The organism is Sphingomonas ginkgonis (genome assembly GCF_003970925.1).
Classification (GTDB): Bacteria; Pseudomonadota; Alphaproteobacteria; order Sphingomonadales; family Sphingomonadaceae; genus Sphingomicrobium; species Sphingomicrobium ginkgonis.
In genome coordinates this window covers 886,184-897,383 of the sequence record NZ_RWJF01000001.1, presented here as the reverse complement: position 1 = coordinate 897,383, position 11,200 = coordinate 886,184, and the positions used below count along the sequence as shown (strand labels likewise).

Annotated in this window: 14 protein-coding genes; all 14 read right to left on the bottom strand. The window is 65.8% G+C overall.

All coding sequences use genetic code 11. From position 1 onward, the window contains the following. Positions 1-8 precede the first annotated feature (8 nt). Positions 9-416 carry a hypothetical protein gene (locus HMF7854_RS04410; RefSeq protein ID WP_126717988.1) on the bottom strand — a complete coding sequence of 136 codons (408 nt, stop codon included), beginning with the start codon at positions 414-416 and terminating at the stop codon, positions 9-11. Between the two features lie 3 nt (positions 417-419). After that, positions 420-965, bottom strand: a complete 546-nt coding sequence (locus HMF7854_RS04405) for a hypothetical protein (RefSeq protein WP_148104689.1) — start codon at positions 963-965, stop codon at positions 420-422. Between the two features lie 83 nt (positions 966-1,048). Continuing rightward, positions 1,049-2,341, bottom strand: a complete 1,293-nt coding sequence (locus tag HMF7854_RS04400) for a phage major capsid protein (RefSeq protein WP_126717986.1) — start codon at positions 2,339-2,341, stop codon at positions 1,049-1,051. Positions 2,342-2,411: 70 nt separating this feature from the next. Continuing rightward, on the bottom strand, positions 2,412-3,032 hold the full coding sequence (locus HMF7854_RS04395; protein ID WP_126717985.1) for an HK97 family phage prohead protease: 621 nt from the start codon (positions 3,030-3,032) through the stop codon (positions 2,412-2,414). Next, positions 3,007-4,284: a phage portal protein gene (locus tag HMF7854_RS04390; RefSeq protein ID WP_126717984.1), complete on the bottom strand. Its 1,278-nt coding sequence runs from the start codon at positions 4,282-4,284 to the stop codon at positions 3,007-3,009. The genes HMF7854_RS04395 and HMF7854_RS04390 overlap by 26 nt, the downstream gene beginning before the upstream one ends. Continuing rightward, entirely contained in the window at positions 4,281-6,041 is a 1,761-nt protein-coding gene (locus HMF7854_RS04385) for a terminase large subunit (protein WP_221766409.1), read from the bottom strand. Before HMF7854_RS04385 ends, HMF7854_RS04390 begins: the two co-directional genes overlap by 4 nt. A 276-nt stretch (positions 6,042-6,317) precedes the next feature. Next, on the bottom strand, positions 6,318-6,671 hold the full coding sequence (locus HMF7854_RS04380; protein WP_126717983.1) for a P27 family phage terminase small subunit: 354 nt from the start codon (positions 6,669-6,671) through the stop codon (positions 6,318-6,320). A gap of 476 nt (positions 6,672-7,147) precedes the next feature. Further along, positions 7,148-7,366: an HNH endonuclease gene (locus tag HMF7854_RS04375; RefSeq protein WP_126717982.1), complete on the bottom strand. Its 219-nt coding sequence runs from the start codon at positions 7,364-7,366 to the stop codon at positions 7,148-7,150. A 108-nt stretch (positions 7,367-7,474) separates the two neighbouring features. After that, positions 7,475-8,143 (bottom strand): DUF3164 family protein, encoded by a 669-nt coding sequence (locus HMF7854_RS04370; RefSeq protein ID WP_126717981.1) that lies wholly within the window; start codon positions 8,141-8,143, stop codon positions 7,475-7,477. Positions 8,144-8,276: 133 nt separating this feature from the next. Then, positions 8,277-8,468, bottom strand: a complete 192-nt coding sequence (locus HMF7854_RS04365) for a hypothetical protein (RefSeq protein ID WP_126717980.1) — start codon at positions 8,466-8,468, stop codon at positions 8,277-8,279. 261 nt (positions 8,469-8,729) lie between these two features. Next, complete coding sequence (locus tag HMF7854_RS04360) at positions 8,730-9,284, bottom strand: hypothetical protein (protein WP_126717979.1); 555 nt, start codon at positions 9,282-9,284, stop codon at positions 8,730-8,732. Positions 9,285-9,342: 58 nt separating this feature from the next. Then, positions 9,343-9,867 carry a LexA family protein gene (locus HMF7854_RS04355; RefSeq protein ID WP_185829152.1) on the bottom strand — a complete coding sequence of 175 codons (525 nt, stop codon included), beginning with the start codon at positions 9,865-9,867 and terminating at the stop codon, positions 9,343-9,345. A gap of 73 nt (positions 9,868-9,940) precedes the next feature. After that, the gene (locus HMF7854_RS04350) at positions 9,941-10,456 is read right to left on the bottom strand and encodes a 3'-5' exonuclease (RefSeq protein WP_185829151.1); all 516 of its coding nucleotides are present in this window, start codon (positions 10,454-10,456) and stop codon (positions 9,941-9,943) included. Between the two features lie 31 nt (positions 10,457-10,487). Continuing rightward, positions 10,488-11,153 (bottom strand): XRE family transcriptional regulator, encoded by a 666-nt coding sequence (locus HMF7854_RS04345; protein WP_126717976.1) that lies wholly within the window; start codon positions 11,151-11,153, stop codon positions 10,488-10,490. Between the last annotated feature and the right edge of the window lie 47 nt (positions 11,154-11,200).

Here is an 11,200-nt window from a genome sequence, read left to right as displayed (position 1 = left end):
GGCGCCGATCAGGCGCCGGACGCCGTGATGTTGAAGCTGCCGACCGTCACCTGCTGTCCGGCGGCGATGTTGAGGTTGTCGAGCTGGAGCTCGCCGCCTCCACCGTTCACCGACACGGTGCCCTGCAGATGACAGGTGACCCCGTCGCTGGCGTAGATGCGCCAGTGGCATGCGCCGCCAGCATTGGCGGCATCGGCCGCGCTGTCCTGCCAAGTGCCCTGGAGGCCCTTCACGCCCCCGGCCGAGTTGGCCATCCAGTCGGCGGGCAGCAGCATGGTCGCCACGACGGTTCCTGTATCGGCCGCCGCGCAGCTCGCCGGCGCGGCGCCCGAGCGGATCTTCAGCACGGCCGAAGCGCCGATCGCGCTCTCGATCGCGTCGTTCTGGGCGTTCCGGACGGCAATGGACTTTTGCATGGCTCAGCCCTTCTTCGCGAATTGGGCGCGGACCAGGCGGACAGCTTCCGCCGGCTCGGCGCGGTGAGGGTCGCCGGGGCTGAGGCTCAGCTCGGGACCACTGAGCCCGGTGAGCATCTCAATCAACACCCGGCCGTCTTCGCCGAGGACGAGGTCGAGTTCAGCCAAGTCCGCGCTCAGCGACGGCGCGGCAGGCGTGGTGGGCGCGTCGGGGACGACATCGATCACCGTCGAGATCCGCGCATCACGGTCATCTTCGCTCAGCGCGTTCCAATCCTCGGCCGACAAGCCGGACTTCTCGAAAGCCATTCGCACCGCGTCGCCGAGCTGGCGCTCCTCGCCGGCTATCCGCACACTGGCGGGCAGCCTCGGGCTGCCCATGAGCCCCTGCTCCCGGCCGCCGGCAGGCGCGGACGCCGCAGCCGCGGATTGCGCAGCGTTCGTTCGCAGCTCGGCAACCCGGCTTCGAAGGGCGTCGAGGCTCATCGGCTTCGGGCTCTTGCCGGCAAGCTTCAGGTGCTCGGCCTTGAGGTCGCTGAATTCGCTCATCATGCTCTCCCTTCAGCGCGGTCGCCGGTGGCGGCCGCATTGAAGAGAGAGCGCCCCGCGTGCAGCGGGGCGCTCTGCTCTCGTTAGGCCTGCTTGAGGTGCTTGACGGCATTCGCGTCGAGCAGGCGGCCGTCGTATCGGGCAAGCCCCGCCATGCCGACCTTCGGCCAGAAACGCTCGCGCACGGTGCCGATCAGCGGCGAACCGACCTTGCGGACGGTGTAGCGGCTGAAGTCACCGAACAGCACCGAGCGGTTGCCGGTGGCCATAACTGGAACGTCGTCGTTGACCTCGTAGCGCTTGCCGAGGATCACGTCGGGGGCATTCGCGCGGACATCGCCCATCTGCCACAGATAATTGCCCTGGCCATCCTTGAGCTTGCGGATCGCCGCGAGCGTGGTGTCGGCGAACATCCAGCGGCAGCTCGGGCTGCGGCGATAGGCCTGATTGACCGAGTGCTGCAGCTCGATGAGCTCGTCCGCGGCGATCGCCGCGACCGCAGCCGCGATCTTGCCCTGCGCCGAGCCGACCACGATGCCTTGGGGCTGGCTGACACCGGTACCCACGGTCAGCTTGGCGTTGGCACGCCGGCCGAGTCGCTCGCCCAGCTTGCGGGCGATGAACTGCTCGACATTGAACTGCGAGTCCTGGAGCAGCTCGAAGCTGATTTTCAGCCACGGGGTCGCCGAGACGTAGGCGCTGATCGTCGCCTGCCCGAAGATCAGGTCGCCCGAACCGTCGTCGGTCAGGTCGGCCGCTTCCGCCAGATCGCCGGCGCTGTTGCCGGTGTCATCGTTGGTGGGAAGGTCGTACGGGTTGCCACCACTGGTGGTCATCTCGTCGGTGATGCCCGGATCGTACATCGGGCCCCAGTCCTTCATCACCTCGATGATGCGATTGGCGAGGGTGCGCGGCACGGTGTAGCCGCCGGCCGCCGGCGTGCCGACAGTCTGGGTGCGGTTCTCGACGTAGCCGCGGCGGAGCAGGGTCCGCTGCTCGGCCGACAGGGTCGAAACGTCGCCGCCCTCGGCCAGCATTGCGAAGAAGGCGTCACGGTACTCGGTCTGAGCGCGCTCGGCCTCCTCGTTGGTCGGCCGATCGTCCTCGTTGCCGTCGCGAGCACGGGTTTCGGCATCGGGACCGGTCGGACGCTGGCGCGAGCGGCGCTCGTCCTCCTCGGTCTCGAGCTGCGCCTGACGCGCCTCGCGCTTGATCTGGGCGTCGAGCTTGTCGAGTTCGCCCATGATCGTGTCGTGGCGGCCCTCGAGCTCGGCCGTGCGCGCATCGTCGGTGTTGTTGGTGATGGCGTCGAGCGCTTCGCGGGCCTGCGTCACCAGGCGCCCACGCTGCTCGTGCAGCTGGATCAAACGAGCCATGATGTTCTCCAAATTGATTGCGCCGGTTGCGAGCGCCGGCGAGCGCCTCGGCCGATGGCCGGTAATCGGGTTAGAGCTGGCGTTCCGCCTGCGCCTGGCGGGCGCGGCGCGCCGCCATACGGGCCTCGGCACCGGCACGATTGTGCTGCCGCCGCTCGGTGCGAGCGTGCTCAAGGTCGCGCAGGCCGACTTCGGTATCGGGGTAGGCGGGGCAGGGCGTGTAGGTGATCTCATAGAGATCAGCCTCGATGATGGTCCGGTGGGGCGGATCCACGGTCTCATCCCACTCCTGCTTGCGGGTGATGAAGCCGAAGCTCATCCCGGGAATGTCCTGCCGCTCGAGGAGCACGACCAGGTCACGGCCGTCGGTTGTGTCGGGCAGCTGGTTTTCAAACGCGAGGCCCTTGGCGTCTTCGCGCAACGATAGCGTGCCGGCCCCAGTCCGTCCGACCACGCGGCCAGTGTCGTGAGCAACGACTGCGATGACGTCGTTCTCGGCGAGCGACTTGCTGAAGGCGCCTTGGCGGATCTCCTCGGTCCAGTAGCTGCCGATGGCGGTCTTGTTGCCGAACAGGCAGGCGTACCCCGTGGCGGTGCGCCCCTCGCCCTGTGCGGCGGCTGCGCGAAGCTCGAGCGAGGTCGAGACCGCGCGCTGCTCCCGCCCCTCAGGCTGCTTGGCTGGTGCCGTCATTCTGGTCCCCATTATCGTTAACCTGCGGGCTTGCGGTGCCCTTGGGATTGGCGAGAACCGTTCCGAGCGGCACAGTCGCGCCCTGGATGTAGAGCTGGTCGCCCTGGTCCATCGGCGGCCGATCTTCGAGGCCGCGCGCCTCGTTCGGCGTGAGCTGACCCGTCTGGATGCCTCGCGCCAGTCCCTCGATCCGGCTCTTGAAGTCGGCGCGCTGCAGGCCGTCGAGGTTGTGCTTGACCTCACGAGCCCGCCGGCGCTGGCCGAAAAGCTTGAGATTGAGCTCCTGCTCGAAGATCACCGCCCAGTGAATGGCCAGGTGCTTCACCAACTGCAGATCCTGCTGCTCGGTGTTGGTGAACGTGCCCTTCGACAGATCCTGCAGGAAGACCGGCGGCAAGCCGTATAGTCGGGCGATCTCCTGGATCTGGAACAGCCGCGCCTCAGTCATCTGCCCTTTGTCGGGGTCGATGCCGACCGGCTTGAGCGCATGTCCGGGCGGCATTCCGAAAAAGGCTCGTCCAGCTTTGCGGGCCAGTTCTATCGCACGCTGGATCTGCTCCGCCGCTCGTTTGAAGCCGTCGGGCCCCTGCGGCAGCGGTCCCTCGAGCGCCATGGGCGGGATGCCTCCGCCGGCGAAGAACCCAGCGGCGAAGTTGTTCATGGCGATCGCAAGACCGATCGCCTTCCGGCCCATGTAGATCGGGCCGTAGGCGCCGAGCTGGTCGCTACGGAGTGCGAACGCGACGTCAATCACGTCGGTCGCCGGATATTCGTTGCCGCCGCAACGGTAGAAGCGCCGACCGTTTCGACGAAAGACGGTGGTCTGGGCCGGGTCCATCGGCCAGATCGCCACTGGTCGGACGCCGTTGCGCTCTATCCAGCTAACGCCGCGGCCGCCGGTGAAGACACCCTGCCACATGTACCGGCGCCAATTGGCGCTGGTCCATTCCGGGTTCGGAGCCTCGTTCAGCAGCATTTGCAGATCGCCGTCGACCCGCTCGGCGTCGCCCGCGGCGCTGCGAAACGCATGGAGCGGCAGCGTCGCCATCATGCGAGGAAGGAAGTTGGCTGCTGCGAATACCGCGGGCACCTCGAGCGCCGTCTCGATCGTGACGTGGGGCAGCTCGGCTTGGCCGTTCGCAACGCCCAGGAAGGCTGACCACTCCTCCCAGCTCGCCGATGAGCTGATCGTGTCCTGCCGCTCGAATGATCGCTCCTCGCGATCACTGCGGCCGAAGGGCCAGAGTTTCATTCTGCCCCTTCCAGTACAAAATCCGGGTCATCGAACGGCGATGCTGCATCGGCCTGCTCGTCACCTTGCATGGCCACCCCCAAGGCGCTGATCAGCGCTACCGGATTGTCGATCTTCGCCTCTTCGCGCGGCTTGCGCGGGTAGACGTTGTCCTTGGCGTCTGGCTGAGCGACGACGTTGTTGATCTCCCATTCCATGACCGGACAGCCGCCGTGGGCGATCGTGCCGGCCTTCGTGAGAGCGTCGAGCTCCTTCATGGGCTCCGAGAAGTTCAGGACGATTGGCCGATACTCGATGACCGGAAACCCCTCCTTCACCATCGTGGTGACCATCATGGTCGCCTGGTGCGGATCGTAGGCCACCTGCTCGAGCTGGAATGTGCTGCGGATATCGCGCAGCACCTCCAATATCTCGTCGTAATCGATGATGTTGCCGTCGGTGACGGAGAGAAGTCCAAGCGCGTCCCAAGCCTGGTAGGCAGGTACGTTCAGCACGGTCTCTGAGGGCAGAAAGTAGAACCCGACCCGGATGTACGGATCTTCCCTGGTCGCCTTGGCTCCGAGCGGCAGGAACAGCAGCTCGAGGGCGGCGATGTCGATCTTGGAGGCGAGATCCAGCGCCGCGATGCAGCGCCGGCCTTTCAGCCAATCTAGCCCGAGGCACTCCCCGGCATGCATCGGCAGGTCCGACCGACGGCAGATCCGCCACTTCTCGATGTCGAAGTAGGCAGCCTTCGCCGCTACCCAGAGGTTGAGGTGCTTGGTCTTGAAAACGCCGGCCTTGCGCGGCGTGTTGATGGCGTCCCGCTGGCGAGCCCGGAGGAAGTCGCCAGACACCGACACGTCGAAATTGGGGTTGGCCTTGCGAAGCGCCGCCTCGCTCTTCCAGTCATCGCCTTCGTCGATGGTGTACTCGGCGAAGAAGCATTCGTCGTCGAGTGGCGGTCCACCGTTGTGGCCGATCCCGGCGAGCTTCTCGCGCTCCTCGCCGATCGCCGCGTAACAAGGCCCGGCAAGGTTGTCCCCTGCCGTGGTGATGAGCACCTGCAGAGGCTGGTCGCGGGCACCCATGCCCGTTTCCATCGTGTCGACCTGGCCGTCGTCGGCATGCTCGTGATATTCGTCGTGGATGGAGCAGCTGGGGCTTTGCCCGTCGCCGGGATCACCGACGATTGTCTCCATCTTGCTGGCGTCGTCGACCCGCACCAGCGACTTGGCATTGACCTCGATGCCGAACTTGGCGAGCAGCGCCGGCGTCCGCTTGGCCATCAGCTGGGCGGGGCGGAACACCTCCCAGGCCTGCTTCTCGTTCGTCGCACCGGAGTAGACTTCCGCGCCGAACTCCCCGTCGGCGCAGAACATGTACAGCGCGATGCCGGCGGCGATCGCCGACTTGCCGTTCTTGCGCGGCACAACCACGAAGAGCTTGCGAAACCGCCGGAGGCCCGAAGCCTTTCTCAGCCATCCAAACGTGCAGCAGAGGATCCAAACCTGCCACGGCTCGAGGCGGATTGTCTCCTTCGCCCGCGCCCATTTGCCCTTGGAGTGGGGCAGCTTTTCGATGAAGCGGCAGACCCGAGCGGCTTTGTCGATGTCGAAGCGGAAGGGGAAGTCTTTGCGGCGCTGAAGCTTCAGCTCGTCGAGGAAGCGCTGCGCTTGGAGCCGGATGGACTTGCCGGCGGGAATCTTGCCCTTGGTTACGTCGCGGGCGTACTGCTCCGCGATCGCCGCATAGGGGCGCGCCTCGATCGCGGACACATCAGCCTAGGCTGCGCGACGATGCTTGCGGCGCACCCGCTTGCTGATGTGGAGGCGGTTCGGTCGCCGAGCTGGTTTGGCCTGAGCCCGCTTCCCACGACGATACCGAGCCGGTACCGTTGCCAAAGCCGGCTTTTTCTTGCGTGGTACTAAGCGAACCTCTGGGCCGGCCTCCAGCACGAAGGGCTGCGGCAACGCCCATGGGGCAATTGGTGCCGTGCAGGCCAGAACGGCAAACGCCACGCGGTGGAAGAAGCTCATTCCCATTCTCGTCCCCTAGAAATCGTCGAAGGCCCCGGCTTCCGCCTTGTGGCCGCTGGCAATTCGAAGTGCTGCCGACGGATTGAGCATCAGCTCTCCGATCAGCGACTGAGCTTGGCGCATGGCGTCCGAGAGCATGGCCACCTCGGGCCGGGCCCGGATCATCCGTCCGGTTTTCGTGAAGGTCTCGTAGGTATCGCCCTCGACCTCGAGGACAGCCTGGTAGCGCTGGACCTGCTCAAGTCGCTGAGCGAGCAACGCGACGTGCTGCGCGTAGTGCGGATTGGACCGCAACTCCTGCTCGAGCATCGTTGCAAGGTCAGCAAAAATGAGCTGCGCCAGATCCGACAGGTGGATGGGCGCGATCATCGGACCAGGCCCGCTCGCCGCAGGCACCGGCGCCAGCGCGCGGTCCTTGCGTGCCGTGCCGGATAGCTCCTTCAGCTCGGGCGCCTTGCGCCGGCGTCCGGCGCCCGGCCGTGGGCCGCCCCTAGACACGCCTCAGCGCCAGCGAACGTGAACCCGGCCGCGGAGAATACGCTCGCCGACCTTGCCGTCAGGCCTTTGCCGGTGTCGAGCTTCCCGCGGTTCCAGCGCCCTCACCCACCCGCGCTCGCAGTCGAATGCAATCACCCGCGGGACTGGGTGGCCGTCGAGGAGAACCTCGATCCGCCTAGCGATCCGGACCAGCACAGGGTCGTAAAGCCGATCCGAGTAGTGCACGGAGCCTCGGCGGGGGATGGCGATCGATCCGGCCACTTTTTCCCCTTTGAATTCGCCCGCGTAAAAATGCGGTTACGGTACCGGTGTCCGCTTCGGACGGTCGGAGAGGCTGACCCTCCCCCCTATCGACCTGCTCGTCGCCGTGCGGCGGCCGCCCGTTCGGCCTTCGACTTGGCGTCGTGGCACGGCTTGCAGAGGCTCTGCTTGTTGCCGCGGTCATCGCTGCCGCCCTCGCTGAGCGGCTTGATATGGTCGACCACCACGGCGCGCACCGCGAGGCTGCGAGCCGCGCAATGCCGACAGAATGGCTCGTCCTGCAGGACCTCGGCTCGCTCACGCATGCCAGCCCGGCCGCGTTTCCGGCGATCAGGCTCGTTGGTAGGTCGAGCCCAAGGCTTAACCGTGCGTGCCGGGCGACCGAACCGAGGGGGCTGGGTCGGCACAGGTGCTCAGGCGGACGCCATGTCGATCGTAACCGCCTTCCAAGGGTCGGCTGGGGCCGCTCGATCATAGAAACGTACGTAGGTCCGAGAGCCGATAATCCGCATCGAGTCGCGGATCGCATCCATGGCTCGCACCCAGCGCTCGTCTTGGATTTCTACCCGCAAGAGCATGAACAGCTCGGCGCGGTTGATGTGGCCTTCCTTGTCGACCTGGAAAACGCGGTTCACGAGCGCTCGTAGTTCGACGGCGCTCCCGACTGCCCACTCGGTCAGGCACTCATCAATCAAGCCCTTGGCTGACTGTAGCTCAGGGCCGAACTCCAAGAGGTCGGCCACCTGAACCTGCACCTTCTGGCACCCATCGAAAGAGACCAGGGTGACATTGCCCTTCTTGCCACCGACGGTGGCGCCATAGTGCTGAGCGAACATCGCCTGCAGCTCACTGACCCGGTCGAAGGTCTCGCCCTTGAACTCCGCGATTTGCGCCGAGACCTGCTTGGCCTGGTCGAGAATTCCGCGAACGGTTTCATCCATCAGCAGGTCGGCGGGCTTGATCGCCTCCACTGGAACGAGGCTACCTTTGGCATCCCGCAGGTAGGGGACGCCACCGACGAGAATTTGCGCGGGGTGTGCTGGCGCGCTCTGGCCATCGCCGTCATTCGTCGGCTCGCTCATCGGGGCTCCTGACGCCGGCGTACAGCCAGCTCGGCGAGGTCGCGTTCTACGGCCTCCAACCAGCTACGTGTCACGGCCGTGGCTGCGCCTGTCGGCGGCGCGGCGGCGATCGTGGCTCGCAACGCTTCGAGGTTCACCACCAGGCTCGGTTTCCGTCTTGGCGCAGTGGCGTGTTGACTGTCGGTGCAGCGCCGCGAAAGACCGTCCTGATTTCGCCGGCGATTGCCTCGGCCTGGGCGACATGGCTGTCGTGGCGCTGTTGAGATGGTGGCGCCAAGCGGATTTCGCGGATCAGCTCGTCGAGCCGGTGGCTGAGCTGCTCCAAGCGATCGGCGGCCGGGGAAGTAGGCAAGCACCGCCGCTCGCTGGACCGGACGAGGGTAGCGGCGGCGGTGCGGCCATTCCGGAGCGCTGGCGTGGACAGCATCGCTGAGGGGCTCCGGAATCAAGAGGCCCCGCCGCGTGGGGTCGGCGGGGCCTCTGTCGCTGCGAGTGGGCGCAGCTGTGGCGGGGTCGTTTTGCCCATCTACGTGGCCCAATTGGCAGCCCCGAACTTGTTACCTTAACGGATTCCGGGGAGGGCCGCCTAGCCGGCGAGCCGCTGGTGCGCCCGCGTCAGCTCGCGCTGGTCAACCTCGCGGCAGATTTCCCGAAGCATGATCGGCCACAGGTCGAGCGCCGTAATCAGCATCGTCCGAGCGGTACGATGATGGATCCGGTATCGCTTGGCTGCCGCAGTGATCCCGAGCGGCTCCCCGATGATCATGTCGAGGACTGCGGCCACCTGGCACCCGGAGCGCTGCAGCGCGCCCCGCCAGCGCGTGTACGCCATCTCGCGCCGCACCTGCCCGAGCCGCTCGTAGAACGCGCCATCGCCCATGTGCGTGACGTCGACGCGTGTCTCTAGACTTGCGGTCTTCACGGCAACCTCGCCGCCGATGCGCTCGGCCACTGCGGCGATCTCCATCGCACTGCCGAGCTGCTCCGCATCGATGCCGCCGCTCTGAAACAGCCGAGCAAGTGCACCCTGTCGGCGATGGCTGGCGTGCTCGTGCGTCTCCGGCGTGCCCTCGTTCTTGTGCTTCCAGCGGGCGACCGTTTCAACTCGGCCCTTTCGCAGCGCGCGCTGCGCAGCCGCCATCTCAGGGTGGCGACGAGCCCAGCGCTGATGAAGCTCGATGGCTCGTGCCGTGGGTTGGTCAGCAGCTGCCGCTGCTCGCTTTCGCTGTCGTGCCATCCTGTTCCTCGTCCCGATCGCCGAGAGGGTCATGATCGAGCAGGGGCAGGTCCGACAGTCCCTTTTCCGTTAAGGCCGGTGCATCCAGCGCCGCTAAACGCTCGAGCATTGACGCCACCGGCCCTGGGTCTGGCTGCATCACGCCCGCTGCCTGGATCAGCGTGCCGCCGGCGCCGATCGTCCATCCCATGGCAGCCAGGCGGATCAAGACGTCAGCCTCGCTGAGCTCCTCGCCTCGCTCTATAAGGCGGATGCCGCGCGCGGCGCCGGCGACATGCTCGATCATCTTGTCGCGAGCGAGGGCATGCACTAGGTCATTGGCGCGCTTGCCGCTGATGCCAAGCGCCGCCGCGAGCTCGCCCTGCGTTGGCGAATGGCCCCAGCGAGCGAAGTAGCGCTTGATCCAGTCGAGCGCCTGCAACTTGCGGCTCGACATCGTCGGCGACAGCCGCTGCGGCTCAATGTTCTCCCGGACGCGTACTGCCATGACACGACAGTAACACAGGAGAAATGAACTGGAATATAGCGTGAACATCACGCTTCGCGGCCCCACGGCAGCTCTATGCGCCGGTCAGCACCCTCGTGGCCAGAGCGAAGATATGCGCGGTGTTCTGGCAGTCGACCAGGGCGCGGTGCGCACCCGCGATGCTTAAGCCTGCGTCGGCGGCAAGCGAGGTCAGCTTGTGGCTCTTGCGATAAGGCCACGCCCGCCGAGCTAGTTGAAGGGCGCACTTCCACCGGCTGGCCGATGGGGCCGTGTGACCGAGCCGTTCGCACGCTGCTTCGATGAACATCCTGTCGAAGGGCGCATTGAAGGCGACCAGTGGAAGCTTCTCGCAGAACGAGAGGAACGATGGGACGACGGCGGCCAAGGCCTTTCCGTCGCGAACCAGCATGTCCCGGTTGAGCCCGGTTAGCTGCGTTATGCGAGCGGACACTCGCTTGCTCGGCACGACCAGCGAATGAAATGCGGCATGGCGGTCCTTGCCAACCTCGACCTTTATCGCCGCCATTTCGATGATCTCATGGTGGGAGCAGCGCAGCCCTGTAGTTTCCAGGTCCAGGACCACAAACACGGGCGGGAGAGGCGCGCAGCGGGACACTTCGTCAAATTCGCCGCACCAAGCCCACCACTCGGCCGATGATCTGCGCTTCGCCTTCATAGGCGGTGATCGGCGACACGGCCTGGTTGTCGCTGTTGATCTGCAGATTGCCGTCGGGCAGCGCGCGTAGGCGTTTGATCATGCCCCAGCCCCCGTAGGTGAGCGCCCAGATTCGATCTTGCTGCCGCGGCGTGTTCTGCGCGCGATCGATGATCGCCAAGTCGCCATCGAGGATCGTCGGCATCATGGAGTCACCCTCGCCGCGTGCGACCATCAACTGGTCCGGTGCGCTTCGGGTCAAGGTCTGGAGCCAGCTGCGGCTGAAGGGCACCATCTGCACCAAAGGCCAGTCTTCGACTGCAGACCCGCCGCCCATCGATAGGCCGACCTGCACTTCGGGGATCAGGACCGCATCGAGTTGGTCCGCAATATCGCCCGCGGAGAACTCTATTTGTGGGGTAGCTGAACGCCCCTTCAGCCATTCCAAGCTGACGTTGAGCTCGCGGGCGATGTCGGGGAGCAGCCGAGACTGGCGTGTCCGGCCGGACACGATCTGGTTGATCGCTCCCGGCGTCACGCCAAGGCGACGTGCCAAAGCGGACTGGTCCAGATCCGCTCCGGACATCGCTTCACGAACGCGCTGCGCTATCAGATCGTCGCCCCCAGCCATGAGGTCATGATAGCGAGCGCCTGTGAGGCTTCTATAATAGTTCGTTG

What these genes read in the sequence shown, in the direction of transcription:
- HMF7854_RS04405 (WP_148104689.1), bottom strand. Translation starts at nt 965, where the DNA reads ATGAGCGAATTCAGCGACCTCAAGGCCGAGCACCTGAAGCTTGCCGGC.
- HMF7854_RS04390 (WP_126717984.1), bottom strand. Translation starts at nt 4,284, where the DNA reads ATGAAACTCTGGCCCTTCGGCCGCAGTGATCGCGAGGAGCGATCATTC.
- HMF7854_RS04355 (WP_185829152.1), bottom strand. Translation starts at nt 9,867, where the DNA reads ATGGCAGTACGCGTCCGGGAGAACATTGAGCCGCAGCGGCTGTCGCCG.
- HMF7854_RS04345 (WP_126717976.1), bottom strand. Translation starts at nt 11,153, where the DNA reads ATGGCTGGGGGCGACGATCTGATAGCGCAGCGCGTTCGTGAAGCGATG.
- HMF7854_RS04400 (WP_126717986.1), bottom strand. Translation starts at nt 2,341, where the DNA reads ATGGCTCGTTTGATCCAGCTGCACGAGCAGCGTGGGCGCCTGGTGACG.
- HMF7854_RS04395 (WP_126717985.1), bottom strand. Translation starts at nt 3,032, where the DNA reads ATGACGGCACCAGCCAAGCAGCCTGAGGGGCGGGAGCAGCGCGCGGTC.
- HMF7854_RS04375 (WP_126717982.1), bottom strand. Translation starts at nt 7,366, where the DNA reads ATGCGTGAGCGAGCCGAGGTCCTGCAGGACGAGCCATTCTGTCGGCAT.
- HMF7854_RS04410 (WP_126717988.1), bottom strand. Translation starts at nt 416, where the DNA reads ATGCAAAAGTCCATTGCCGTCCGGAACGCCCAGAACGACGCGATCGAG.
- HMF7854_RS04370 (WP_126717981.1), bottom strand. Translation starts at nt 8,143, where the DNA reads ATGAGCGAGCCGACGAATGACGGCGATGGCCAGAGCGCGCCAGCACAC.
- HMF7854_RS04380 (WP_126717983.1), bottom strand. Translation starts at nt 6,671, where the DNA reads ATGATCGCGCCCATCCACCTGTCGGATCTGGCGCAGCTCATTTTTGCT.
- HMF7854_RS04360 (WP_126717979.1), bottom strand. Translation starts at nt 9,284, where the DNA reads ATGGCGGCTGCGCAGCGCGCGCTGCGAAAGGGCCGAGTTGAAACGGTC.